Source organism: Luteitalea sp. (assembly GCF_022842525.1).
GTDB lineage: Bacteria > Acidobacteriota > Vicinamibacteria > Vicinamibacterales > Vicinamibacteraceae > Luteitalea.
In genome coordinates this window covers 1-24,253 of the sequence record NZ_JALHPM010000106.1, presented here as the reverse complement: position 1 = coordinate 24,253, position 24,253 = coordinate 1, and the positions used below count along the sequence as shown (strand labels likewise).

Annotated in this window: 23 protein-coding genes; 12 read left to right on the top strand and 11 right to left on the bottom strand. The window is 70.3% G+C overall.

From position 1 onward, the window contains the following. The 6 genes from Q0C41_RS19295 to Q0C41_RS19270 form a co-directional block, all read right to left on the bottom strand. On the bottom strand, positions 1-1,227 hold a 1,227-nt coding region (locus Q0C41_RS19295), incomplete at its 3' end, for an efflux RND transporter periplasmic adaptor subunit (RefSeq protein WP_291986436.1). Continuing rightward, the gene (locus tag Q0C41_RS19290; RefSeq protein ID WP_291986434.1) at positions 1,227-3,020 is read right to left on the bottom strand and encodes a TolC family protein; all 1,794 of its coding nucleotides are present in this window, start codon (positions 3,018-3,020) and stop codon (positions 1,227-1,229) included. The genes Q0C41_RS19295 and Q0C41_RS19290, both read right to left, overlap by 1 nt. Before the next feature lie 60 nt (positions 3,021-3,080). After that, positions 3,081-3,539: a periplasmic heavy metal sensor gene (locus Q0C41_RS19285; protein WP_291986432.1), complete on the bottom strand. Its 459-nt coding sequence runs from the start codon at positions 3,537-3,539 to the stop codon at positions 3,081-3,083. A gap of 47 nt (positions 3,540-3,586) precedes the next feature. Further along, positions 3,587-4,810 (bottom strand): 4-hydroxy-3-methylbut-2-enyl diphosphate reductase, encoded by a 1,224-nt coding sequence (locus Q0C41_RS19280; protein WP_291986430.1) that lies wholly within the window; start codon positions 4,808-4,810, stop codon positions 3,587-3,589. A gap of 21 nt (positions 4,811-4,831) precedes the next feature. Next, positions 4,832-5,455 (bottom strand): hypothetical protein, encoded by a 624-nt coding sequence (locus Q0C41_RS19275; RefSeq protein ID WP_291986428.1) that lies wholly within the window; start codon positions 5,453-5,455, stop codon positions 4,832-4,834. A gap of 8 nt (positions 5,456-5,463) precedes the next feature. After that, entirely contained in the window at positions 5,464-6,111 is a 648-nt protein-coding gene (locus tag Q0C41_RS19270; protein ID WP_291986425.1) for a sigma-70 family RNA polymerase sigma factor, read from the bottom strand. Positions 6,112-6,221: 110 nt separating this feature from the next. Here Q0C41_RS19270 and Q0C41_RS19265 point away from each other — a divergent pair, with 110 nt between their 5' ends. Both Q0C41_RS19265 and Q0C41_RS19260 read left to right on the top strand, forming a co-directional pair. Continuing rightward, the gene (locus Q0C41_RS19265) at positions 6,222-6,932 is read left to right on the top strand and encodes a DUF4159 domain-containing protein (RefSeq protein ID WP_367079240.1); all 711 of its coding nucleotides are present in this window, start codon (positions 6,222-6,224) and stop codon (positions 6,930-6,932) included. A 25-nt stretch (positions 6,933-6,957) separates the two neighbouring features. Further along, positions 6,958-7,650: an HAD family hydrolase gene (locus Q0C41_RS19260; RefSeq protein WP_291986421.1), complete on the top strand. Its 693-nt coding sequence runs from the start codon at positions 6,958-6,960 to the stop codon at positions 7,648-7,650. A 38-nt stretch (positions 7,651-7,688) separates the two neighbouring features. Here the strand turns inward: Q0C41_RS19260 and Q0C41_RS19255 are convergent, their stop codons facing one another. After that, the gene (locus tag Q0C41_RS19255) at positions 7,689-8,777 is read right to left on the bottom strand and encodes a SpoIID/LytB domain-containing protein (RefSeq protein WP_291986419.1); all 1,089 of its coding nucleotides are present in this window, start codon (positions 8,775-8,777) and stop codon (positions 7,689-7,691) included. A 300-nt stretch (positions 8,778-9,077) separates the two neighbouring features. Here Q0C41_RS19255 and Q0C41_RS19250 point away from each other — a divergent pair, with 300 nt between their 5' ends. Genes Q0C41_RS19250 through Q0C41_RS19215 form a run of 8 tightly spaced genes read left to right on the top strand, consistent with a single transcriptional unit; the run spans position 9,078 to position 18,702 of the window. After that, positions 9,078-10,511 (top strand): sigma-54 dependent transcriptional regulator, encoded by a 1,434-nt coding sequence (locus Q0C41_RS19250; protein WP_291986417.1) that lies wholly within the window; start codon positions 9,078-9,080, stop codon positions 10,509-10,511. After that, the gene (locus Q0C41_RS19245) at positions 10,511-11,590 is read left to right on the top strand and encodes an HD domain-containing phosphohydrolase (RefSeq protein ID WP_291986415.1); all 1,080 of its coding nucleotides are present in this window, start codon (positions 10,511-10,513) and stop codon (positions 11,588-11,590) included. Before Q0C41_RS19250 ends, Q0C41_RS19245 begins: the two co-directional genes overlap by 1 nt. Positions 11,591-11,643: 53 nt before the next feature. Further along, a complete protein-coding gene (gene gatB / locus Q0C41_RS19240; protein ID WP_367079239.1) occupies positions 11,644-13,077 on the top strand; it encodes an Asp-tRNA(Asn)/Glu-tRNA(Gln) amidotransferase subunit GatB in 1,434 nt (477 codons plus the stop codon). Continuing rightward, positions 13,046-15,499, top strand: a complete 2,454-nt coding sequence (locus Q0C41_RS19235) for a DUF3108 domain-containing protein (protein ID WP_291986411.1) — start codon at positions 13,046-13,048, stop codon at positions 15,497-15,499. The genes gatB and Q0C41_RS19235 overlap by 32 nt, the downstream gene beginning before the upstream one ends. Then, positions 15,496-16,164, top strand: coding sequence for a cell division ATP-binding protein FtsE (ftsE, locus tag Q0C41_RS19230; RefSeq protein ID WP_291986410.1), 669 nt, complete (start codon positions 15,496-15,498; stop codon positions 16,162-16,164). The genes Q0C41_RS19235 and ftsE overlap by 4 nt, the downstream gene beginning before the upstream one ends. Further along, positions 16,161-17,081: a permease-like cell division protein FtsX gene (locus Q0C41_RS19225; RefSeq protein ID WP_291986407.1), complete on the top strand. Its 921-nt coding sequence runs from the start codon at positions 16,161-16,163 to the stop codon at positions 17,079-17,081. Before ftsE ends, Q0C41_RS19225 begins: the two co-directional genes overlap by 4 nt. A 59-nt stretch (positions 17,082-17,140) precedes the next feature. Next, positions 17,141-17,401: a hypothetical protein gene (locus Q0C41_RS19220; RefSeq protein ID WP_291986405.1), complete on the top strand. Its 261-nt coding sequence runs from the start codon at positions 17,141-17,143 to the stop codon at positions 17,399-17,401. Next, positions 17,401-18,702 carry a DUF4147 domain-containing protein gene (locus Q0C41_RS19215; RefSeq protein ID WP_291986403.1) on the top strand — a complete coding sequence of 434 codons (1,302 nt, stop codon included), beginning with the start codon at positions 17,401-17,403 and terminating at the stop codon, positions 18,700-18,702. The genes Q0C41_RS19220 and Q0C41_RS19215 overlap by 1 nt, the downstream gene beginning before the upstream one ends. Positions 18,703-18,736: 34 nt before the next feature. Here the strand turns inward: Q0C41_RS19215 and Q0C41_RS19210 are convergent, their stop codons facing one another. The 4 genes from Q0C41_RS19210 to Q0C41_RS19195 all read right to left on the bottom strand — a co-directional run bounded on the left by Q0C41_RS19210 (position 18,737) and on the right by Q0C41_RS19195 (position 21,239). Then, on the bottom strand, positions 18,737-19,198 hold the full coding sequence (locus Q0C41_RS19210) for a hypothetical protein (protein WP_291986401.1): 462 nt from the start codon (positions 19,196-19,198) through the stop codon (positions 18,737-18,739). A gap of 89 nt (positions 19,199-19,287) precedes the next feature. Further along, entirely contained in the window at positions 19,288-19,986 is a 699-nt protein-coding gene (locus Q0C41_RS19205) for a hypothetical protein (RefSeq protein ID WP_291986398.1), read from the bottom strand. After that, positions 19,983-20,642 carry a hypothetical protein gene (locus Q0C41_RS19200; protein WP_291986397.1) on the bottom strand — a complete coding sequence of 220 codons (660 nt, stop codon included), beginning with the start codon at positions 20,640-20,642 and terminating at the stop codon, positions 19,983-19,985. Before Q0C41_RS19200 ends, Q0C41_RS19205 begins: the two co-directional genes overlap by 4 nt. Before the next feature lie 36 nt (positions 20,643-20,678). Continuing rightward, entirely contained in the window at positions 20,679-21,239 is a 561-nt protein-coding gene (locus Q0C41_RS19195) for an RNA polymerase sigma factor (protein ID WP_291986394.1), read from the bottom strand. A 52-nt stretch (positions 21,240-21,291) separates the two neighbouring features. Here Q0C41_RS19195 and rnr point away from each other — a divergent pair, with 52 nt between their 5' ends. Further along, the gene (gene rnr, locus Q0C41_RS19190) at positions 21,292-23,565 is read left to right on the top strand and encodes a ribonuclease R (RefSeq protein WP_291986392.1); all 2,274 of its coding nucleotides are present in this window, start codon (positions 21,292-21,294) and stop codon (positions 23,563-23,565) included. Then, the coding region (gene selB, locus Q0C41_RS19185) for a selenocysteine-specific translation elongation factor (RefSeq protein WP_291986390.1) at positions 23,565-24,253 on the top strand (689 nt) is incomplete at its 3' end. The genes rnr and selB, both read left to right, overlap by 1 nt.

The following is a 24,253-nucleotide window of genomic DNA, read 5'->3' as shown; positions in this document are numbered from 1 at the left end:
GCAGGCCGTGCCGGCGTTGGGCCCCGCCCCGGCGCCGCGCCCGCCGGCGCCTCCGGACCCGCCACTCGCGAGCAGCACCTTGGCGCCGTCGCGCAGCGACGTGGCGCCGGTCGAGACGACTTCTTCGTCTTCGGTGAGACCGTCGGTGACCTCGATCCGATTCGGTTCTTCGAGCCCGAGCGTCACGCCGCGGAAGATGGCCTGGCCGTTGCGGACGAGGAACACGCCCTTGCGGCCCTGCGAGTCCACCACGGCGGACTTCGGGACCACGAGCGCGTCGTCCTTGTTGGCGCTGATGAGGCGCACCCGCGCGTACATGCCAGGCTTCAGGCGACCGCTGCGGTTCGGAATCTCGACTTCCATCTCCGCCGTGCGCGTCGCGGGGTCGAGCACGGGGGCGACGCGGGCGACGCGGCCATCGAAGCGCTCGCCGGGATACGCATCCACCGTGACCGCGGCCCCGGCCCCGACGCTGACCTTGCGCAGGTCGCGCTCGACCAGGTTGACGACGAGCCGCACGGTGGAGATGTCCACGACCGACAGCAGCGTCACGTTCTGCGTCACGTACGCGCCCGGGTCGACCAGGCGCTTGGCCACGAAGCCCGTGACCGGCGACTGCACCGACGTGTTGGCCAGGTTGATACGCAACTCTTCGCGCCGCGAGGCGGCCTGCTGCAACTGGGCCTGCGCCAGATCGAGCTGGGCCTGCGACGCCTGGAAGCGAGCCTCGGCATCGTCGAGCGACTGGCGCGGCAGCAGCCCGCGGTCGAACAGGCTCTTGTTGCGATCGAGGTTCGTCTTCGCGAAGGAGAGGTCGGCCTCGCGCTGTCGGATGGTGGCGCGGGCGACTTCGTAGGAGGCGTCGGACTGACGCAGCTGCTCGCGCAGTTCCTGATCTTCGACCTTGGCGAGCAGCTGACCTTGCGCGACCGGATCACCGATGCGGACCGCGAGGCTCTGCAGCCGACCTTGCGCGCGCGGCACGACGTCGACCGTCTGCGCGCCGACGAGGCTGCCGACCACCTCGACGTACGCTTCGAGCGAGGCGCGAGCCACCTTCGTCAGCGCCACGGTCATCGGCGGCTGGGCGAAGGCGCCCGGGGGGCCGCCCTTCTTGGCGCCGTTGGCGCCGCCCTGCGCCGGCGACTCGGACCCGCTCCCTGCGAACGTGTAGTACCCAATCCCGGCGACCAGCACCAGGGCCATCCCGACCATCCACTTCCGCATCACTGACCTCCGACGCCAGGAATGCCGCCAGGAATGTTGGGGTTCCCGCCAGTGCCCGTGCCCGTATTGGTGTTGGTGCCGGTGCCGGTGTTGTTGCCGGTGCCGGTCGTCGCGCCGGTCCCGGTCACCGCGCCCACGCCGGTGTTGATCGTCACGCCGCCGCGGCCCGAGGTGAGCTGGGCCCGCTCGAAGTTGACCAGTGACTGCTGATAGTCGAGCGCCGCGCGCAACAGCGTGTTCTCGGCCGCGAGCAGGTCACGCTGGGCCTGCACGACGAAGTAGTTGGTCGAGAGCCCGACGTCGAACTTGCTCTGCTCGGCTTCGAGTCGGCGCTGCGACAACTCGCGGGCCACGCGGGATGCCTCGACGCGCTTCAGGTTGGCATCCACCTGGAGACGGGCGTTGGTGACCTCGGTGGCGATCTGCAACTCGAGGCTGCGGATCTGCGTGAGGCTCTGCTCGAGGCCGATGCGGGCCCGCTCGTACTGCGCCGCCGCCGGGTTGGTGCCGAGCGGGTAGGAGAACTGGACCTGGACGTTCCAGGTGGGGTAGTCACGCTGACCGAGGAGGTCGAGCGCGTCGATGTAGCCGCCTTCTTCCACCGTCAGCGGATTGCGCGACAGGATGCGGGTACCACCGATGCCCTGCAGGCCGTAGTTGGCGATGAGGTTGGCGCCCGGCAGTCGCTGGTTCTTCAGCAACGCGAGGTTGGCGTCGGTGATCTCCAGGTTGCGCTTGCGCTCGACCAGGTCGGTGCGGTTGTTCAGGGCGTTGCGCAGGGCTTCCTCGAGCGGGGCCGGCCGCTCGGTGAGCGTCGGACGATCGACTGGACTGAGCCGCGCACTCCACATCGGGTCCGATGTGCCAGACACGATCAGGCGCTTGAGGGCCAGTTCGGCGGTCTGCGCCTGTGCCTCGAGGGCGGCCAGGGTCTGCCGGCGCGTCGCCGCTTCGGCCTCCGCCTGGATGACGTCGATCGGTGCCAGCGTGCCCACTTCGACGCGGACCTTGTTGTCGGCGACCAGGCTCTCGGCCAGCTGCAGCGAGCGCTCGGCGACGCTGACGACTTCCTTGGCGAAGACGAGGTCCCAGTAGGCATTGCGGACGTTGGCCAGCGTCTCGGTGACGGTCGTCCGGACCTGGACGTCCGACAGCTCCCGGTTGATCTGCGTGATGCGCAGCTGGGTCCGCACGTTGTCGATCTGGCGGCCGCGCAACAGCGGCAGGATCAACTGGCCCTGCAGCGTGGCGTTGTACTGCGGGTTGAACGTCGCGAAGGCGTTGTTGTTGTCCTGGCGGCGGTTGTTGAAGGCCACCGAATACTGCCCACCCCACCACGGCAGGGCCTGCTGCGCGCCGACGTTGTAGGTCAGCTGTTCGTTGACGACGCGCTCACCACCGATGAGCTGACTGGTCGGCAGCTGCGTGGTGCTGTTGGCCCCCAGGGTGCCGGTGAGGGCCGGGTTGAACTGGGCCCGCAGCGCCTTGAGGCTGAAGTCGAAGGCGGTCGGGTTCAACCGCTCGACGGCGATGTCCAGATTCTTCTCGAGCGCCATCGCCACGGCGTCCTCGATCTTCAGCGGCAGGTCGGTGGAGACCGGCGCCGCACTGCCGGGCACGACCGGCGTGCCGGGTTGTGCGGGGGCGGGCTGCTGCCCGGCCACGAGGCGCAGCAACTCGGCCACGCGGGCGTCGGAGGTCTCCATGCTGCGCGATTGCGCATGGGCCGGCGTCGGGGGAAGGGCCACGGTTGCCGCCAGGACAGCCGCCGCCAGGGACACAGTCAATCTCACGAACGATCCTCCAATGCCGGCACGATGGCCGACGGTCCGGACTGCATCCGGATCCTCAATTCACTCGCGTGGCCGACTCGAGCCCGGTGACGCCTCAGCCGCCTGCGCCTGTTCCCGCTCGAAGGCATCCAGCCGGGCCCGCTGGTCCGGCGACAGCAGCCGATGCATCCGGTAGAGCATCAGCGTGCGCGTCTTGGCCAGCGCACTCCGGGCCGCCTCGACCCGGTCGATGGTGCGCACCACCACCGCCTCATCGTCGTTGGACTCGGCCAGCAGGCGGGACAGCATCGCTTCCTGCCTCTCGAGTTCGGCCTTCTCGGCCCGCAACTCATCGCGCACGGACTGGAAAATCCGCTCGATCTCGGCCGTCTGCGCGTCCTTGAGCCCGACGCGCGACTTGCAGACCGGGTTCTGCCACCACTTCGACGGGCGTTGCCCTTCCGAGCCCTCCGCCACGGCCAGGCCCAGGCCCATGGCCAGGGCCACCAGACACGCGGCTCCCACAGCAAACGTTTTCATATACACACCTTCCCCGCTTCCGGGTACGGCGACGGCTCGGCTGCTGTTTACCGGGGGGGCGCGGCGGGGGCCGTCTCGGCGGCATGAACGGCCAGCCGCTCGACGACAATGCCGATGATGTTGTTGGGGGTGGAGGCCCCGGCGGTGAGGCCCACCCGCACGGCCCCGTGCCGGGGCAGCCAGTCCGGCGTCTCGATTTCCGGCAGCTTGGCGAGCGGCTGATCCGAAGGCGGGACGGGCCGATGGCGGATGCGGTCGGCCGACACGATGCGGTCCACGTCCGCGATGTGATAGGTCGGGACGCGATCGGCGCAGATCCGGGCCAGATTGCAGGTGTTGCTGCTGTTGTAGCCGCCCACCACGAGCATGAGGTCGATGGCCTCGCTGTCGAGCAGCGCAATGACGGCGTCCTGCCGCTCCTGCGTGGCGCTGCAGATGGTGTCGAAGGCCCGATACCGCTCGGCGAGGGCCTCGACTCCGTAGCGGTCTTCCATGGCCTGGCGCAGCATCGCCGCGATCTCCAGCGACTCGGACATCAGCATCGTCGTCTGATTGGCCAGCCCGATGTGGCCGAGATCGCGATCCGGGTCGAACCCGACCGAGACGGCCTTGCCGAACCGACTCATGAAGGCATCACGATCGCCCGTGCCGCGGATGTAGGCGCAGACCTCCTCGGCCTCCACCTTGTCGAGCACCACCAGATACCGGCCCCCGGGCGTCTTCAGCGCCTGGCTGGCGGTCGCCTGCGTCTCCTCGTGCTTGACCTTGCCGTGGATGACGGCGGTGAACCCCTCGCGCGCGTAGCGCGTGACGTTCTTCCAGACGTTCAGGACCGACCCGCAGGTGGTGTCCACCAGCGTGCAGCCCAGGCCCTGCAGCCGCGCCAGTTCGTGGACCGTGACCCCGAAGGCCGGGATGATGACGACGTCGCCCGCCCCGAGCTCGGGTGAGGGCTCTCCCGGGTCGCTCAGGAAGCGGATCCCCGCGGTCCGGAGCTTCTCGTTGACGTGGGGGTTGTGGATGATCTCGCCGGTCAGGTACACCCGCTGGTCCGCGAACCGCATCCGCGCCTGGTAGGCGTAGTCGACGGCCCGGTCCACGCCGTAGCAGAACCCGAATTCGCGCGCGAGATGGATCGTCAGGCGTCCGTTGTCGTAGCGGTAGTCCGCGGCGCGGATCTGCTCGACGACGTCACTGTGGTAGTCGCGGGCAAGGTCGCCCTTGACGGCGTCCTTGAGGTCGAGGCCCTTGCGGAAGATGAGTGGCTGCACCACTCCGCAGTATACGGGACGTTACCGACGCGGTCGTGCCCGAGCGTCGGCCACGCGGGGGGTGAGCTCGTCGAGGGCGCGGAACTCCTTGGTGCGGCTCCGCGTGAGGGCCGCGTCGATCTCGACGAGCATCTGCTCGTCGGTCTCCGGTTGCACGCTCGCGGCTCCGCCCGACACCGAGACGGGGCCCCCGGGGCGCCAGGCGTTGGCTGGCGAGGCCGGCACGGGCCCGATCAGGCGCCCGGCGCCGAGGCCGATGACAAGTCCGCACGCCGCGGCCATGGCCACCCATCGCCGCATGATGGGCGTCGGTGCCGGGCGATGGACGGACGTGGGGAAGGGCAGGACCCGGCCGGAGTGCCCCTCGAGCCGGCGCATGATGACGTCGAACTGCCGCTCGAGGCGGGCCGGGGTGATACGGGCGTCGGCACTCGCGGTGACGTCCCGGCGCAGGGCGGCGGCGCCTTCCCGCACGTGGTCGAAGCGGGCGGCACACGACTCGCAGCTCTTCACGTGCTTCAGGTACCGGGCCGCCACGGCATGCTCACCGGCACGCAGCAGCGCATGCAGCTCGAGGAGCGACTCGTCACTCAGGTGGGGCAGACCCCACTCGCCGAACCAGCGCATCGGGCGCGTCAGCATCATTTCGTCTCTCAGTTCCGTGTCGGCGCCGTGCCGAACGCCGGATCGTCGGCCAGCAACAGGCGGAGGCGGCGCAGGGCACGGAACAGGTGCACCCGGATCGTCGTCTCGCGCAGGCCGGTCACTTCACTGACTTCCCTGGTGGTCGAGCCCTCGATCTGACTGAGCAGGACCACGGTCCGCTGTCGCTCCGGCAGGCGTGCGATGGCGTCCATCAGGCGCTCGCCCCGTTCGCGCCGCAGGGCCAGGGCCTCGGGCGTCGACTCCCGCGGCACCGCCACACGATCCAGCGGGCTCGCGTCGCCGAGGTCGTCGGCGGCGATCATCCAGCGCGCGCGCCGTCCCCGGGCCTTGACGCGATCCAGGCAGCTGTTGACCAGGATCCGCGTGAACCAGACCTCGAAGGACCGCCCGTACTCGAAGTCGCGCAGGTGCGTGTAGGCCTTGACGAAGGCATCCTGCACGGCTTCGTCGGCTTCGGCCGACTCCCGCAGGTAATACAGGGCGATTCTCGTCGCCTTGCGCTGGTGCCGACGCACCAGTTCGCCATACAGCTCACGCGCCGCCGCTCCCTCGCCGGCGGCGAGGTGACTCTTGACCGCCGCCGCGACGTCGACGTCGCCCGGGGCGCCGGCGACGGCGGTGCCTGGGGGCCTCATGGCTGCCATAGCTGGGTACGCCGGTGAGAGGCGGATGCGTTTACCGGCGGAAGCATGGAAGGCTTCACGCTACTACGGAGGCGCGCCGCTTTACAATTGGCGCCGTGCTGATCAGTCGTCGGGCGTTCCTGCCGCGGGCCCTGGCCGCCGGCGCCGGCGCGGCGCTCGTCGCGGCCGGCGACACCGCGCGGGCCCAGCCACGCCCCTCCGAGTTCGTCTTCGCCCGCCTGCGCTACGCGTCCGGCGACTGGGACTACAACCCGAAGGTCGCGGCCAACGTCCTCAACAGCCTCGTCGAGTACACGAACATCCCCGTCTACCGCGACGAGGTCGTGATTCCGGCCGATGCGCCCGATCTGGCGGCGTTCCCGTTCCTGTTCATGACCGGCCATCTGCTCGTGCGCTTCAGCGACCGGGAGCGGCGCGGTCTGCGCGCCTTCGTCGAGCAGGGCGGCCTGCTGTTCTCCGACGACTGCAATCACGACATCGATGGCCTCTATGCCCGCAGCTTCGAGCAGGAGATGCGGGCCACCTTCGGCAAGGCCGGGGAGATGCCGAAGATCCCGGCCAGTCATCCGCTCTACCGGTGCTTCTTCACCTTCGACACGCCGCCCACGACCGCGCACGAACTGAACGGCTGGGGCGACGATCTGGTCCACGACTACCTGCGGGCCGTGGAGCACGACGGGCGTCTCGGCGTGCTCTACAGCAACAAGGACTACGGCTGCGAATGGGACTACGACTGGAAGAACAAGCGGTTCCGGCGCGAGGACAACACGAAGCTCGCCGTCAACATCGCGGTCTACGCGATGACGTCGTGAGCACGTGCCCGGCGCGGGAGGTGGCGTGCATCCGGGCCTGACCCTGTTCATCGACGCCGACGACACGCTCTGGGAGAACAACGTCTACTTCGACTCCGTGATCAGCCGCACGGCGATGCGTCTGGCCGAGTACGGCGTCAGCAGCGATCGCACCCGCGACGCCCTGCTGGCGATCGAGCGGCAGCGGACGCGGGCCCACGGCTACGGCTCGCTGAATTTCGGCGCGTCGCTCGAAGTGCTGTGCGAGCACGTCGGCATCGGCGCCTCCCTCGACGAGATCCGGCCCTTCCTCCGCACCGAAATCGCGTCGCTGCGCCGCAAGCGTCTCGAACTGCTGCCGGGCGTGGCCGACACGCTGGCCTATCTCCGACGACGCCACCGCGTGGTGCTGTTCACCAAGGGCAACCATGACGAGCAGTGGGACAAGGTCGTGCGGTCCGGCCTGCGCGACCTGTTCCATCAGGTCGACGTCGTCCGCGAGAAGGATCAGGGCGCCTATCTCGACGCGGCGCGCCGGCTCGGGGCCAGCCCGGCCCGGTCGTGGATGATCGGCAACAGCCCGAAGTCCGACATCCTGCCGGCGCGCGCGGCGGGGTTCGGGGCCGTGTTCGTGCCGCACCCCGGTACCTGGGCGCTCGAACTCGCCGAACTGCCGGAGACGCAGGACCCCGGCATCCTGCGTGTCGAGCGCTTTGCCGAGCTGGCCGCCATCTTCTGACGCGACGGGCCTCCGGGCCGGGCGCCGCGCCGAGGTGGCTACGTGCCGCCGACGCTCGTGAGGATCGCCCCGGGGTAGTACGCCGCCAGGGCCTGCTCGGCCGACTGCCCGGCGCGGAGGCGACCAATCAGGCCGGTCTGGCACAACCCCACGCCATGGCCTGAGCCGCGTCCCGTGAAGACCAGGTCTGCGCCGACCCGTTGCACGTCGAACCGGGCGCTCCGCAGGCTGCGTGGCCCGGCGGCGGCCAGCACGGCCAGCCGGAAGTCTTCACCGGTCACCACCGGCGCCCGCGTGCCCGACACGGCCACTTCGACCACCCGGCCCCCCGCGTCGCGGCGCAAGACCTGCACGCCGTCGAGCCGGTCGCCGACCTCCGTGCGCGGCCGCCGGTTCAGGGCCGTGCGCAGGGTGTCCAGGGGCAGCGTGGCGGTCCACGGCGCGGCCTGCTCACGCAGGCAGAAGGGGTCGTCCACGCCCTGGAGATACGGGGCCCCGACGCTGCGCCACACCTCCGCCGCCGCGCTGGTGTGGCCACCACAGTGGGCGTGGAAGACCGCCTCGATGGGCCGCCCAGCGCTCGCGAGGAAGCGCCCCCGCGTCCGCCGCACCGCCGCATCGACCTCGGCGGCCCATCGGCTTCGCCGCCACTGGTCGGGCTGATACACCTGGCAGTGGGTCGTCGAACACAGGTCGAACCCGTCGGCCGCATGGCGGCCGCGCACCGCCAACGCGTAGGTGCGGGCCACGATCGCCTGGGCCTCATAGACCGGCCGCGCCAGCGGCCCGTCGGGCGCGGCCACGGCGATCTCGCCGACGACGACGTCGCGGACGTAGGTCTCGAGGTCGACCCGCACCACCGTGCCGCTGCCCCGGGCGCCCAGTTCCAGCCGCAGGGACAGCCCCTCGACCGGCTCCGGTGCGCCACGACCCGGCGCCGCAGGCAGCGACGGGGCGGACGGACCGCGGCCCCCCGGCGGCGGCTGGGGCGCAGGTCCCTGGGGTCGGGGTGCGCGCCCCGCACATGCCGAGAGGGCGCCGACGAGCATCAGCAACCCCAGCAGGGTGGTCCGGCACACGGCGGGTCGAACGACGAGCAGCCCCATCACGCGACGCCATCTTCGCATCACCCAGGTCTCAGGTCTCAGGTCTCATGTCTCAGGTTTCAGGTTTCAGGCTCCGGCCACAGCGCCAGTCTTCTTCTCCCTTCTTGCTTCGCCCTTCTCCCTTCTCCCTTTGTCCTTCGTCCTTCCCTGAGCCCTGCGCCCTGAGCCTTGAGCTTTGAGCCTTGAGCCTTGAGCCCTGAGCCGTGCCCCTGCCCCCCTGAGCCCTGTCCCCTGAGCCCTCCCTCTGGTGTGCGCCCCGCGTGTGTCGCTTTGGTTCAAGGGGCGCACGGCCTGGCCGATTTGACAGGCAGAGCACGTCCCATGAGCACGCCGACCCTCCTCATCATCCAGCCCGCCGGTCCGACACGCGACCTCGTGTGCGCCACGGCCGAAGGCGTCGGCTTCGCGGTGCACGTCTGCGGTACGGGGATCGAGGGACTGGCCGCCTTCAGGCAGCGCCCGCCGGACGTGCTGCTGGCCTCGCTCGACCTGCTCGACATGGATGGCCTCACGCTCGTCACGACCGTCCGCGAGGAGGCCCCGGATCTCTCGATGGTGCTGGTCACGGCGCGGGCATCGGTCGAATCCGCCGTGGCCGCGATCCGCCTCGGTGTCCACGACTACCTGCGTGAGCCGCTCGATGCCGACACGTTGCGCGGCCTGTTGAGCGACCGCGTCGACGACGCGCTGCGGCGACGGGTGCGCCTGTTCCCGGCCGAGCGATCCACGGGGGTCTCGTTCCACGGCATGATCGGCCGCTCGGTGCCGATGCAGAAGCTCTTCCGCATGTTGCGGACGATGGCACCGCATGTCCGCACGGCTCTGGTGAGTGGTGAGACGGGCACGGGCAAGGAACTGGTCGCGCGGGCCCTGCACCAGCTCGGGCCGCGCGGCGACCGCCGGTTCGTCGTCATCAACTGCTCGGCTGTCGTCGAAACGCTCTTCGAGAGCGAGCTCTTCGGGCACGTGCGCGGCGCGTTCACCGGGGCCACCGAATCCAAGTCCGGTCTGTTCGAGCTGGCCGACGGCGGCACCCTCTTTCTCGACGAGGTCGGCGAACTCCCACCGGGCGTGCAGGCCAAGCTGCTGCGGACCATCGAGTTCGGTGAGGTCCACCGCGTCGGGTCGCTGGAGCCGCGCAAGGTCGACGTGCAGGTGATCGCCGCGACCAACCGCGATCTCGAGGTCGAATGCGACGCCGGGCGATTCCGTCGAGACCTGTTCTACCGGCTCAACGTCATCGACATGCACGTGCCGCCCCTGCGCGACCGACGCGACGACATCGTGTACCTCGCCAACGCGTTCATGCGGACGACCGCCGCGCGTCTCGCCAAGCCGCTCAACGGCCTCACGGCGGGCGCCGAGCGTCTGCTGCAGGAAGCCGACTGGCTGGGCAACGTCCGCGAGCTGCGCAACGTGATCGAACGGGCCTGCCTGATGGCGGAGGGTCGCCTGGTGGGCGAGATGGACGTCAAGGCCAGCCTGCCGTCGCCGCGTCCCTCGGCGCATGGACTCGTGCCGCGCGGCCCCCAGACGGCGTCCCGCGCCGTCGCGGCCGCGACGGAGGCCGACGACGACCTCGAGCCGTTGTCCGACGTCGAACGCGAGCACATCATGCGGGCGCTGCAGCACGCCGCCAACAACAAGAAGAAGGCCGCCACGCTGCTCGGCATCAGTCGGCGGGCCCTCTACCGCAAGCTCGAACGGCTCGATCTGGGCGTGACCATCGCGCGCCGGGGAAAGGGAGCGGCGTGATGGCTCGCGCCGGAATGGACCAAGGCTTCGATGCCCTCGCCGAGGACCGCATCGACGAGCAGGCCTGCGTGCTGGTCATCGACGACGACGAGGACGTGCGCGATGTGCTGACGGCGTGGGTCGAGGCCGACGGGTGCCACCCGGTGGCGGTGGCTGGCGCCGATGAGGCCCTGGCGGTCGCCGCGACGCAGGGCGTCTCCGTGGCGCTGTGTGACGTGCAGATGCCCGGCCACGACGGCTTCTGGTTCCTCGATCAGGTCCGCGCCCATCATCCGGACATGGCGGTCGTCCTGCTGACGGGCGTCCACGACGTGGACTGGGCCCTCCGTGGCTTGCAGCAGGGGGTGGTGGACTATCTGCTCAAGCCGTTCGACCAGCGCAGCCTGTCGCGGGCGCTCGAGAACGGCATGCGTCAGCATCGCCTGCGTCGCGCCGATCGCCTGTTGCGCGAGCAGCGCGCCTCCGAACTCGGGGCGCGCCACGCCCGCCTGATCGAGGCGCTCACCCGGTTGCAGATCGAGACGACGGCCCAGGTCGAGGCCGCGCTCGACCTCGTGGCGTTCCGCAACGACGTGTGGCGCGAGCACAGCCATCGCGTGCGGCAGTTCGCCGTGGCACTGGCGAGCACGATGCGGGTGCCGGCCAGCCAGGTGGAGTTGCTGGGGCAGGCGGCGCTGCTGCACGAACTCGGGCGGCTGGTGCTGCCGGACGGGCTGTTGAACAAGACGGGCGAGCTGACGGCGGAGGAGCGCGCGTTGTGGCGGCGCGTCCCCGATCTCGGCGCCTCGATTCTGGAGGCGCTGCCGGCGCTGCGGCCCGCAGCCGGCATCATCCGCTCGCGGTTCGAGGAGTATGCCGGGGGCGGGTACCCGCGGCAGCTCGCCAGCGACGAGATTCCCATGACCAGCCGCGTGCTCGCGGTGGTCGATTCCTACGATGCGATGCGGTCGCCGCGTCCGTTCCGCGATTCGCTGACGCACGAGCAGGCGATCAGCGAACTGGTCCGCGCCAGCGGCACGCAGTTCGACCCCGATGTGGTCCGGACGTTCACCCGATTGCCTGGGCTCGCCGCCGTCTGACGTCCCGCGCGGCAGTCGCCTACAATGTCCCGGTGGCGGCGACCCTTCTTCCCGTGCAGTTCGAGGCCGTGATCGGTCTCGAGGTGCACGCCCAGCTCCAGACGCGCACCAAGATCTTCTGCGGCTGCACCCCGGCCTTCGGCGCACCGCCCAACTCGCACACCTGTCCGGTGTGCCTGGGCATGCCCGGCGCGCTGCCGGTGCTGAACGCCGACGCCGTCGACAAGGCGATTGCGGCCGCCCTGGCGCTCGGCTGCACCGTGCACGAGGTGTCGGAGTTCGCCCGCAAGAACTACTTCTATCCGGATCTGCCCAAGGGCTACCAGATCTCGCAGTTCGATCGGCCGATCGCCACCGGGGGGCAGGTGGACCTCGAGGTGGACGGCCAGGCGGTGCACGTCGGCATCACGCGGATCCACATGGAAGAGGACGCCGGCAAGTCCCTGCACGAGGGCACCGGCGACCCGAACCTGACTGGCATCGATCTCAATCGTGCCGGCACGCCACTCATCGAGATCGTGTCCGAGCCGGACCTCCGGACCGCCGCCGCCGCCGCGGCCTACTTCACCTACATCCGTGACGTGCTCGTCGCGATTGGCGTCAACGACGGCAATCTCGAGGAAGGCAGCCTGCGCTGCGACGCCAACGTCTCCGTGCGCCCGCGCGGACAGGCGGCGTTCGGCACGAAGGTCGAGGTCAAGAACGTCAACTCGTTCCGCTACCTGCAGAAGGCCATCGAGTACGAGATCGCCCGTCAGTCGGCGGTCGTGGGCGAAGGCGGATCGATCGCACAGGAGACGCGCCTGTTCGATCCCGACGCCGGTCGCACCTTCTCGATGCGCAGCAAGGAAGAAGCGCACGACTACCGGTATTTTCCGGAGCCCGACCTGCCGATGCTGGTCCTCGCGCCAGGGCAGGTCGCGCGTGTCCGGGCCGCGATGCCGGAGTTGCCGGCGGCCCGACGTGCGCGGTTCGTCGCGCAGTACGGTCTGCCGGCCTACGATGCCGGCGTGCTGACGCAGGACCCCGAGGTCGCCGGCTACTTCGAGGCCGTCGCTGCGGTCGCGCCAGCCAAGCTGGCCTCCAACTGGGTGATGGGGGACGTGCTGCGCACGCTGAAGGAGCAGGACGTGGCCATCGGCACGTGCCCGATCGCGCCAGCGGCCCTCGCCGAACTGCTCGGCCTCGTGGACGCCGGCACCATCAGCACGGCGGCGGCCCGGCAGGTCTTCGAGACGATGTGGGCCACCCGGGAATCCGCGTCGGTCATCGTCGAGCGCGAGGGGCTGACGCAGGTCGGCGACGAGTCGGCCCTGCTGGCGCATGTGGCCACCGTGGTGGCGGCCAACCCCGACGCCGTGGCGAGCTACAAGGCCGGGCGTGTCCAGGCCATCGGCGCGCTCGTCGGGCAGGTGATGAAGCTGACGCGCGGCACGGCGAATCCGAAAGTGGTGCATGCCCTCATCCAGCGTCACCTCGACGCCTGAGTCCGGGCAGGCCGGTTGGCGGGCCCGCCTGGCGGCGCTCGCCCTCTACGCCGGTGTCGCCATCGTCGCCACCTGGCCGCTGGCGCGCCACCCGCGGGCGCTGCTCGGCGCGCCGCAAGGGGCCGGTGACCCGTATCTGAATCTGTTCACGCTCGGCTGGGACCTGCGGCAACTGTTCCAGGCGCCGATGTCGTGGATCGATGGCCGCGTCTTCGACGCCCCCATCTTCCATCCGGCGCGGCAGACCCTGGCGTTCACCGATCACCTGTTGCTGCAGGCGCTGCTGGTGTCGCCCGTCCATGCGATCTGGCGCGACCCCGTCCTCAGTTACAACGTGGTGTTCATCGCATCGCTGGCCGCCAGCGCCTGGGCGATGTGGTGGTATCTGCGCCAGGTGCTCGACGACACGCTCGGGCCGCTGATCGGCGGCCTCATCTGGGGCTTCTGCGCCTATCGGTTCTCGCACGTGCTGCATCTGCAGTTGCAGGCGCTGTACTTCCTGCCGCTGGCGTTCGGGGCCCTGCATCGCGTGGTCGCGCGTCGGCGGTGGCAGGACGGCGCCTGGCTCGGCCTGTGGTTCGGCCTGACGACGCTGAGCTCGGTGTACTACGCGGTGATCGGCCTGGTCGCGCTCGGCCTCGGCGGCCTGGCCCTCGTGGCGGCGGCAGGTCGCGTGTCACTGGGCCGGCTGATCGCGCCGCTGGGCGTTGGCGCGCTGGTGGCGATCGCGCTGGTGGCGCCGGTGCTGGTGCCGTACGTCCAGGTGCAGCAGCGCGAAGGCTTCGTGCGCACGATGGATGAGGCCACGCGCCATGCCGCGACACCGGTGAGCTTCATCAGCGAGCCGCCGTGGCGGCCGCTGCCGCTGGCGCCGATCGGGCGCACCGAGGAAGATGGCCTGCTGCCGGGCTGGGGAGCCCTGGCGCTGGCGGCGTTGTCGCTCGTGGCGCTCGGGCGGCACCGACGGCAGCCGCTGCTCTGGACCTGGCTGGTCGTCGCCCTCGCCGGGGTCGTGTTCGCGCTCGGCCCCGATGGTGTGCGCAGCGTGTACGCCGTCGCGCATCGCTGGATTTTCGGCTTCCAGGCCGTGCGCGCGCCGGCCAGGTTCGGCGTGCTGCTGGCCTTCGGCGTGGCGGGTGCGGCTGCCTTCGCCGTGACCTGGTGGCGGCGCGAGATGGCCTCGGGATTCCGCCCCGTCATCCTCGGACTGTCGGCGCTGGTCGCGGTCGAGGCCATGGCCTGGCGCGTGCCGTATGTCGACGCGCCGGTCTTCGAGACATCCGTCAGTGCCTGGTTGCGCGACGCGCCTGGGCCTGGCACGGTCGCGTTCCTGCCGCAACCCGAGGATCGCGCCGCCACCCCGCTCATGCTGGGCACGCTCGTGCACGGCCGCCCGATCGTGAACGGCTACAGCGGCCAGCGCGCCGCCTTTGCCGGCGCGGTGGCCGGCGCGCTGGGATCGTTCCCCTCGGCCGACGCGATCTGGACCCTGCACGACCTCGGCGTGCGGTTCGTGGTGGCCCCGCAGGGCGATCTGGAAGGGGCGTGGCCGCTGGCCCGCCGTGCCAGTGTGACCGGCGACGCGGGGACGCCGTCGTTCATCTACGAACTGGCCGACGAGGCCACGCTGCTCGCCGCGGTTGGCGCGCCGGCCACGGTGAGCGCGCCGACGCCGGGTACGCCTGGCTTCGCCCCCGGCGAGATCAGTCGCTACGACGTCTTCTGGGATGGCGCCGGCACGAAGGTCTCGGCCGGCACGGTCGAGATCGCGATTCTTCCGGCCGCGGGTGACGATGCGCGGCTGCCCCCGTGGCTCGGCGCGGCGGACCGCAGCCGCATCCGGCACGAAGCGCGTGTCTCGCTCACCACGGCGCCCTGGGTGGCGCGGTTCTTCGAGGCCAGGGACGTCTTCCGCACCTACACGGACGCCGAGTTCCGCCCCATCGTGCATCTGCGGGAGATTCGCGAAGGCCGGCGACAGGTGGATCAGTCGGTGTTCCACGATGGCCCCGGCGGTGTGGTCCGCGTGGTGCCGCCTGACGCGGCGTCGGTGGAGGCCGGTCCCGGATTCCGGGCGCCGCAGGACCATCGCGACCCCATCGCGGCCTTCCTGCTCGTGCGGACGCTGGCGCTGGCCGCCGGTGTCGAGGTCGCGATTCCCGTCAACGACATGGGACGGAACCTGACGCTGCAGTCGGGACCGCTGACGGCCGAGACGATCGACTGGCGCGGCCGGCCCACCAGCACGCTGCGCATGCGGCCGGCCCTCGTGCAGCGCGTGCAACGCCGGGCACCGCCGGCCATCGATCTCTGGCTGAGTGCCGACGATCGCCGGTTACCATTGCGTATCGACGTGGCTGCCGGTTTCGGTCGCGTGCGGGCCGAGTTGATCGAGACGCGCCCAGGAGTGCCACGTTCGTGATCACGCTTGCTTCGGTCACCAAGTCCTATGGCGATGGCGCCGACGCGCTGCGCGAGGTGTCGCTCGCCATCGGCAAGGGCGAGTTCGTCTGCCTGGCTGGCCCGAGCGGTGCCGGCAAGTCGACGCTGTTGCGGCTGCTGCTGCGGGAAGACATCGCCACCTCCGGCCAGGTGCTGGTCGACGGCACCGACCTCGCCACGCTGGCGCGTGAGGCCCGGCAGGCCTACCGTCGGACCGTCGGGTTCGTCTTCCAGGATTTCAAGCTGTTGCCGGCGCGGACGGTGTTCGAGAACGTGGCGACGGTCGCGCGGGTGATGGGGGTGGCGCGGGCGCAGCAGTGGCGCCGGGCGTCGATGCTGTTGCAGCAGGTCGGTCTCCAGCACCGGATGGAGGCGTTTCCCCAGCAGTTGTCCGGCGGCGAACAGCAGCGCGTGGCCATCGCGCGCGCCCTGATGAACGAGCCGTCGATCCTGCTGGCCGACGAGCCGACCGGCAACCTCGACCGCGCGCTGTCCCTCGAGGTCATGGACATCTTTCGCGACATCAATGCCTCGGGCACGACGGTGGTGATGGCGACCCACGATCAGGATCTCATCACCTACATCAACCGCCGGGTCGTGCGGTTGCACCACGGCCAGATCGTCGGCGATCGAGGCGTCGCATGAGCGTGCGTCGTCACGAGGACGTTCACGCGTCCGGATTCCTGCGCTACTGCGTCGACGAGGCGTGGACGTCGATGCGGCGGCGCTGGCGCGTCGCCCTGCTCTCCGCATGCCTGCTGGCGGCGGCGGTGTTCGTCGTCGCCGCGGCGCTGGTCGCGTCGGCGGCGCTGCGCGACGTCACCGGTCGCATGACGCAAGCGGCCGAGTTGTCGGTCTTCCTCTCGCGCGATGCCACGGCGGCCGAGCGCGAGGCGGCCGCGGCGCTCGCGCGTCGCGATGCCGCCGTCGCCACCGTCGACGTGCTCGATGCCGACGCCGCGACGGCGCGTGTGACGGCGGACTTCCCGGACCTCGCCGGCGTGATCACCGCGCTGCCCGAGCGACCGTTCGGCGCCGTCATCGACGCGCGCCTCTCATCGTCGGCCACCGAGCCACAGGTCGACGCCCTCGTGGCGCGCCTGCGGGCCTCTCCGGGGGTCGACGATGTGGTGTACGACCGTGACGTGCTGCGCCGTGTGCTGCTGACGGTGACGACCGTGCAGCGCGTCGTGGCCGTGCTGGCAATGCTGCTGGCGCTGGCCGCGTTTGCGGCGGTGGCGGCCGTGCTTCGTCTGGGCTACTACGCCCGTCGCGACGAGATCGAGGTGCTGGGACTGGTCGGGGCCCCACCGCGGGCGATCGTCGGTCCGTTCGTCGCCGAGGGGTTGCTGCAGGCGGCGGCCGGCACCGTACTGGCGCTGGTGCTGCTGCGCGTCGCGGCCTGGGCGCTGTGGCGCGGCCCGGCGGCGACGTGGGCGCGCGTGCTCGAACTTCCCGACGTGCCGTTCCTGACAGGGCAGCAACTGCTTACGCTTGCGATGGTCACCCTGGTGGCGGGCGGTCTCGCGGGGTGGGTCGGCTCCCGTGAGATCGATCGTTGACACCCGGTAGCACGGCTCGCTAGAGTGGGAAGTGTCGCTCCCGACACACCAGAAACACCGTGGACCCTCTTCTTCGTGTGTCCCTGCTCGCGGAGTTCTACCGCGAGGAACTCCAGCGCTGCCATCATCAGCTGGACAGCCAGCGTGACTGCTACTCCCAACAGACCGTCGCCTGTGTCGAAGTCGCCCTCGATCGCGTGATGGCGCAGCTCGAACTGCTCTGCCGGCAGGGGCGCGCCGATCAGGTCGTCAGCGGCATTCTCGACCAATTCAGCCACGTCAGCGCCAGAACCTGGGTTGACGGGCGCTGCCTCCACTGATGCTGCCGTCGCGAGCCCGCGACGATCTGTCGGCCATCACGGGCACGGCGCTGGCCGCCGTCTCGGCGTCGGCGCTGCTGCGCCGTGTTCTGCAGGGGACGGTGCCGCTGGTCACACCCGGTCAGCCGTACACGCTCGTGGCCGCCGGCAAGGCGTCCGCGGCGATGCTCGAGCGGTGGTACGCCCTGGTGCCGGATCTGCCCGAGCGGGCGATCGGCGTCGGCACGCACGACGCGCACCGCGTCCCCGACGATGTCGAGTGGTACACCGGCGGTCATCCGACACCGACACCCGAGAGTGTGGCGGCGGCTGACGCGGCGCTCGCGGCGGCCCGCGCGGTGCCGGTCGACGGGCGCCTCATCGTGCTGTTGTCGGGAGGGGCGTCGGCCTTGCTCTGCCGCCCGGTCGACGGCGTGTCGCTGGCGGAGAAGCAGCAGATCACGCGTGCGCTGATGCACGACGGCCGGGCGATCGACGCACTGAACTGCGTGCGCAAGCACCTCTCGCGGGTCAAGGGCGGTCGTCTCGCGGCGGCGTGTGCCGGCCAGACCCTGACGCTGGCCATCTCCGACGTCGTGGCGCCGGTGGAAGACGACCCGAGTGTGATCGGGTCGGGTCCGACGGTGCCCGATCCGTCGACCTTTGCCGATGCCTGGCGCATCGTCTCGACCGTGGCGGCCCAGGAGGCGGTGCCGGCCTCGGTACGGGCCTGGCTGCAGCGCGGCGTGTCTGGTGCCGTCGCGGAGTCACCCAAGCCGGGCGATGCTGCGATGCGCCGCAGCCGGTACGAGTTGATCGGCACGCGCCACGTGGCGATGGCGAGTGCGGCCGAGGATGCCAGGCGTCGTGGCTACGATGTCGTCGTGCTCTCGCCGCCGGTGCTCGGCGAGGCGAGACAGGCCGGCGCGGCTCATGTCGCGGCCGTGTTGGCGGCGGTGGGGGAGCGTCGCGGCCCGCTCTGCGTCATCAGCAGCGGCGAAACGACAGTGACGGTGACGGGGAAGGGACGGGGCGGCCGCAACCAGGAGTTCGTGGCTGGCGCCATCGACGCCCTCGCTCGCGTCTCGCGGCCAGCGCTGCTGAGCAGCATCGGCACCGACGGCATCGATGGACCGACCGACGCGGCTGGCGCGTGGGCCGACAACGACACGGCGGATCTCGCGCGGTCGCTCGGTCTCACCGTGGACGCCTGGCTGGACGACAACAACGCGTACGAACTGCACCGGCGGCTCGGCACCGTCGTGCGGACCGGGCCGACCGACACCAACGTCGGCGACCTGCAGGTGGCCCTCGTCTACTGACGTGAGGCCGTGACGGCCTGCGTCAGCCGGCCGCCTAGGGTTCGGGCGTCGCCCGATAGACCTCACCAAGCAGGTTGGACGCCTCGAGCGCCCGGGCCTCGGCCTGATCCTCTGGACGTCCGCCGGCAGCGCCCCCGCCCGCGGCCGGCGTCGGCATCGTCGGTGCGAGACCCAGCGATTCCTTCAGCAACTGCTGCGCGCGTTCCACCTTGGCCGACTCGCTCTGGGCCAACTCGCGCTGTCCGGAACTCTTGAAGGCCTCGAGCAGGCGGATGGCCTCTTCGGTGTGTTCGCGGGCATTGCCGTAGTTGGCGCGAACCAGGGCGATGCGCGCGTCCAGGGTCCGTGCCCGGGCTTCGGAGACGCGCAGCCGCAGCAGCGCCCGGTCGCGACTGTGCTGTGCCGGGTAGGCCTGATACCAGCCGAAGAGGAAGCCGAACAGCGCGGCCACGGCCGCCGTTCCCGCGAAGTATCCCCACAGACGCGCACGAGTCATGACTGACAGCGTAGATCAGTCTCAGGGCTCAGGGCTCGAGGCTCAGTACCGAAGGCCCAGGGCCCGGGGCCCAAGGCCCACGTAGACCCCTACTTGAGAATCTCTGCCTTCACCTCGACCGTGACGGTGCGGTCGGTGGCCGCATCAGCGTGCCGTGCCGCGACTACCGGGACGCCGGGAGTGAGGAGGAAGACCAGCATGTCCTGGATGCCGCCGTAGCCGGGTCTCGGCGCTGCGGCGACCTTCTCTTCCGGCGTGACCGGCGTTGCGCGGCCTTCCCCTGCCAACGGCGCCATGACACTCACTGTCGAGTAGATGAATCGAAGGTCCAGAAGGACCCGTTGATTCGAGGTCACGTTCACCGACGCGTCGATGTTCAGCATCAGGTTGCGGCTCCCGCCGATGGCAATGGGCGCATCGGTGTTGCTGCGAACAGCGCTCTGGCGTCCGTCGGCCACGATCAGTGACAAGGCCTTCTTCGTTGGCGGGGCCGAGCCGTACTGTTCCGTGATGGTCACGTCCACCTTCACGTTGTGTGTCGGCATCGGCCGCCGGTCGGCCGACGGGGGCGGCGCGGGTGGAGCGGGCTGGGCGGCCCGCGGGGTGTCTGGCACCGTGACCTGTGGTGTGTCGGGCACTGTGACCTGCGGTTTGTCGGGCACCGTGACGTACCCCGTGTCGGGCCGTGTCACGTGACCGACGTCCGGGATCGTCACACGCGGGGTGTCCTGCGCGAGGGCCGGCGTGGCGAGGGCAGTCACAACCAGCAGGAACGCGAACGTCTTCATGGCTTCTCCTGTGCATCCACTGGCGCGATCACGATCGGCGCCAGGGCGATTGCTGTCACGGTGATGTCGTCGAGCGGGGCGAGTGGCGCGATGTCGATGGGCGCGGTCTCGATGGTGTGCAGTTCGATGGGCGGCAGCGTCTCCGTCGCCCACGCACCCTGGGCGACAGCTGCCGCTGCGGGAGAGCCGGCGCCCCCTGCAGGGCGCCCGACAGCCGGTGCCTGGTGCCCGGTGCTCGGCCTGAGGCGCTTCCACTCCTCGAACGGGTCCATCGCCCAGTAGGCTTCGGGCGGCAGCACAGGCAGGTCGACGGGCTTCCGAATCACTGGGGAGGGCCGGTTCTCCGAACCGGCCGTCACCGGCCGGACGTCGGCCTGTCTCCCCATCACCACGTCCAGGCGCGTGTGCAGCGATCCTTCGACCAGCCAGGCGCCCCCGACGGCCGCGGCCACCGTCGCGGCGATCGGCAGCAGCCATCGTGGTCGCAGCAACTGCGTACGCCGGCTCATGCCGTCGCCGATGGCGACGTGCGCTGAGGGCCGGCTTGGAGTCCCCGCCGTCCGCGCCAGCACGCGTGTCAGGTGGTCGACGGGCGGCTCGGGCCGGGCCAGCGCCTCGAGGGCGGCGTCGATGTGTTCGTCGTCGTGTGCGGTCATTGTCGTTCCCATGACGGCCGGCTCGGAGAGCCGACCCTACCCGAAGCGGGCCAGGCGCTCCCGCAACAGCCGCCGCGCGTCGCTCACGCGCCACTTCAGGGTGCCGACCGGCACGCCGAGCAGCGACGCGGCCTCCGCGTACGGCAGATCCCCCGTCGCCATCAGCAACAGCGCATCGCGGTGCGCGCGGGGCAGACCCTTCACCAGCTTCTTCAGCCGCAGCCGTGCGTCGGCGTCCAGCACCCCGTCCTCGACGCTCGCCCCAGGGGCGGCCATCTGCACGGCCGGCCCCTCAGCGTCGTCGGCCCGATCGAGCCGAATCATCCGGAGCCAGGCCCTCGTGCTGCGCCGGCGATCCAGCGCCTTGCGCCATGCGATCGTCAGCAGCCACGTGCGAAACGACGACTGCCCCCGGAACTCGCCCAGTGCCTTCCACGCAGCAATCCAGGCCTCCTGCGCCGCATCGTCGGCGCCGTCGCGAGCGAGCAGCGCGGCATGGGTGGCCCGGAAGACGGCCCCGTGGTGCCGATGGACGAGCTCGGCCCAGGCCTCCTCCATGCCGGCCTGCGCGCGGGCCACGAGGTCCTCGTCGGTCACCAAGCCTGTAGACTGACCGCGGCGGTCCCGGGTTGGGAAAGCTGACGACACCATGACACCAGACGACCTGTTGCACCGGATTCGGGAACGCGTGACCCATCCCTCGACCGTCAAGGAGCTGATGCGCGCGCTGAAGCTCCCCAAGACCGAGGCGCCAGGCGTGCGCCGAGCGTTGAAGACGCTCGTGGATCGCGGTGCGCTGATTGAAACACGCGGCCGGCACTTCGGCGTGCCCGAGCTGATGGACCTCGCGCCCGGCCGAATCACCGTGCACCCCAACGGGTTCGGCTTCGTCAAGCTCGACCAGCCCATCGACGAGGTGACCGGCGACATCTATGTCGCGGGCCACAACCTGCACGACGCCATGCACGGCGACCGGGTGCTCGTCCGGGTCGAGCGCCACGGGCGCGACGGACGCTCCGAGGGACGGATCGTCCGCATCCTCGAGCGCAGCGCCGCCACCACGGTCGGCCGCTACGACAAGGAAGAGCACGGGCTGCAGTACGTGACGCCGTTCGACAAGCGGCTGCTCATGGATGTGCAGATCCCCGCCGGCGACGAACTCGGCGCGACGCCGGGGCAGATGGTCGTCATCGAGGTGACGCGCTGGCCGGTGCACGGTCGCGGCGCACTCGGCCGCGTCATCGAGATCATCGGCGACCTCGAGGCCCCGGGCGTCGACACGCAGATCATCATCCGCAAGCACGGCATCCCCGACCGCCACTCCGACGAGAGCATCGCCGAGGCCACCCGGCTGGGCATCGACGTCGACCCCAAGGACATCGAGGGCCGCACCGACTTCCGCGGCGATGTCGTCGTGACCATCGACGGCGAGACGGCCCGCGACTTCGACGATGCCATCTCGGTGGAGCGACTGGCCAACGGGCACTATCTGCTGAAGGTCCACATCGCGGATGTCGCGCACTACGTGCACGAGGGCAGTGCGCTGGACACCGAAGCCGCCGAGCGGTCCACCTCGGTCTACTTCCCGGAGCGTGCGGTCCACATGTTCCCGGAGGAGCTGGCCACGGGCCTGTGCTCGCTGCGGCCGCACGTCGACCGCCTCGTGCAGTCGTGCGTGATGGAGATCGACGCGCGTGGTCTCGTGGTCGAATCGAGCATGCACGATGGCGTCATCGTCAGTCGGGCCCGCATGACCTACAACGAGGTCGCCGCCATCCTCGACGGCGACGAGGCGCAGCGCGAGAAGTACCGGGAGCTGGTGCCGCACTTCGAGCGGATGCGGGAACTCTTCGTCATCCTCAACCAGCGCCGGCATCGCCGCGGCTCGATCGACTTCGACCTGCCCGAGGCCAAGATCGTCCTCGACAGCGAGGGCCAGATCGAGAACATCCTCGTCGCGGAACGCAACGTTGCGCATCGCCTGATCGAGGAGTGCATGCTGGTGGCCAACGAGACGGTCGCCGCGTTCCTCGAGTCCAACGACGTCCCGACGCTGTACCGCATCCACGAGGCCCCCGACCCGCTCAAGGTGGAGCAGTTCGAGGAGTTCATCTCGACGCTCGGGTACTCGCTCTCTGCTGGCGCCAGCACGATCAAGCCGCGACACTTCCAGAAGCTGGTCGAGAAGCTCCGCGGCAAGCCCGAGGAACGGCCCATCGCGACGCTGGTGCTGCGGACGATGCAGAAGGCGCGGTACGACACGCAGTGCCACGGCCACTTCGGCCTGGCGGCGGATGCGTACGCCCACTTCACGTCGCCGATTCGCCGCTATCCGGATCTGATCGTCCACCGCACGCTGCGCGAGTTCCGCCACGGCCTGCTCTCGGACGCGCTCTACGAGGAGCGCACCGAGGAACTGCCCGAGCTTGGTCGACACACGTCCGAGATGGAGCGCCGCGCCGACGAGGCCGAGAACGAACTCGTCGCGTGGAAGAAGGTCCGCTTCATGGCCGACAAGGTCGGCGAGGAGTACAACGGCTTCATCACCGGAGTCGCCCCGTTCGGCCTGTTTGTGCAGCTCGTCGAGCACTACGTCGAGGGCCTGGTGCACATCTCCAGCCTCGCCGACGACTACTATCGTCACCTCGAACGGGTGCATCAGCTGCGCGGCGAGAACACCCACCGCGTCTTCAGGCTCGGCGACCCCGTACGCGTGCAGGTCCTGCGGGTCGATCAGGATCGACGCCAGGTGGATCTCGGTGTCGTCGAGGTGCTGGATCGGATCCGCGAGTCCGAACGCAACCGGGGGCCGCGCACGAGCAAGGCCGGCCCGAAGGCCAAGGCCGGCAGCCGCCCGCCGACCAAGGGGCGCCCGGGCAAGCGGGAACGCGCGGTCAAGAAGGCCGTGCGCCGCCGCAAGTGATGCACCTCACCATCGCGACGGCCGGGCACATCGACCACGGCAAGAGCGCGCTCGTCCAGGCGCTCACCGGCACCAACCCCGACCGACTGCCCGAAGAGCGTGCCCGCGGCATCAGCATCGAACTCGGTTTCGCCCACACCGTCGTCGACGATGTGACGCTGTCGTTCGTGGACGTGCCTGGCCACGAACGCTTCGTCCGCACGATGCTGGCCGGCATCGGGGGCATCGACGTCGTCCTGCTGGTGGTGGCCGCCGACGAGTCGGTGATGCCGCAGACCCGCGAGCACTTCGACATCTGTCGCCTGCTGGGCGTCCGCCGCGGCGTGATCGCGCTGACGCGCTGCGACCTGGCCGACGAGACGATGCAGGCCATTGCCGAGTCCGAGGTGCAGGCACTCGTCGAGGGATCGTTCCTGGAGGCGGCGCCTGTCGTGCGCGTGTCGGCGCGCACCGGCGCCGGGATCGACGCGTTGCGCGCGACGCTGGTCCAGTGCGCCGCCAGTCGTGGTACCCGCGATCGCGACCTGCCGGTGCGGTTACCCATCGATCGCGTCTTCTCGGCCAGGGGCTTCGGCACGGTGGTCACCGGGACGCTGTGGTCCGGGGCGATCGACGTCGACCGCGAGCTGACGGTGTGGCCGTCAGGGGCGCGGGTGCGCGTGCGCGGCGTGCAGGTGCACGGGGCCGC

What these genes read in the sequence shown, in the direction of transcription:
- rnr (WP_291986392.1), top strand. Translation starts at nt 21,292, where the DNA reads ATGACACCAGACGACCTGTTGCACCGGATTCGGGAACGCGTGACCCAT.
- Q0C41_RS19235 (WP_291986411.1), top strand. Translation starts at nt 13,046, where the DNA reads ATGCCCTCATCCAGCGTCACCTCGACGCCTGAGTCCGGGCAGGCCGGT.
- Q0C41_RS19275 (WP_291986428.1), bottom strand. Translation starts at nt 5,455, where the DNA reads ATGATGCTGACGCGCCCGATGCGCTGGTTCGGCGAGTGGGGTCTGCCC.
- Q0C41_RS19245 (WP_291986415.1), top strand. Translation starts at nt 10,511, where the DNA reads ATGGCTCGCGCCGGAATGGACCAAGGCTTCGATGCCCTCGCCGAGGAC.
- Q0C41_RS19285 (WP_291986432.1), bottom strand. Translation starts at nt 3,539, where the DNA reads ATGAAAACGTTTGCTGTGGGAGCCGCGTGTCTGGTGGCCCTGGCCATG.
- Q0C41_RS19225 (WP_291986407.1), top strand. Translation starts at nt 16,161, where the DNA reads ATGAGCGTGCGTCGTCACGAGGACGTTCACGCGTCCGGATTCCTGCGC.
- Q0C41_RS19205 (WP_291986398.1), bottom strand. Translation starts at nt 19,986, where the DNA reads ATGAAGACGTTCGCGTTCCTGCTGGTTGTGACTGCCCTCGCCACGCCG.
- Q0C41_RS19210 (WP_291986401.1), bottom strand. Translation starts at nt 19,198, where the DNA reads ATGACTCGTGCGCGTCTGTGGGGATACTTCGCGGGAACGGCGGCCGTG.
- Q0C41_RS19270 (WP_291986425.1), bottom strand. Translation starts at nt 6,111, where the DNA reads ATGAGGCCCCCAGGCACCGCCGTCGCCGGCGCCCCGGGCGACGTCGAC.
- Q0C41_RS19215 (WP_291986403.1), top strand. Translation starts at nt 17,401, where the DNA reads ATGCTGCCGTCGCGAGCCCGCGACGATCTGTCGGCCATCACGGGCACG.
- Q0C41_RS19255 (WP_291986419.1), bottom strand. Translation starts at nt 8,777, where the DNA reads ATGCGAAGATGGCGTCGCGTGATGGGGCTGCTCGTCGTTCGACCCGCC.
- Q0C41_RS19200 (WP_291986397.1), bottom strand. Translation starts at nt 20,642, where the DNA reads ATGACCGCACACGACGACGAACACATCGACGCCGCCCTCGAGGCGCTG.
- Q0C41_RS19250 (WP_291986417.1), top strand. Translation starts at nt 9,078, where the DNA reads ATGAGCACGCCGACCCTCCTCATCATCCAGCCCGCCGGTCCGACACGC.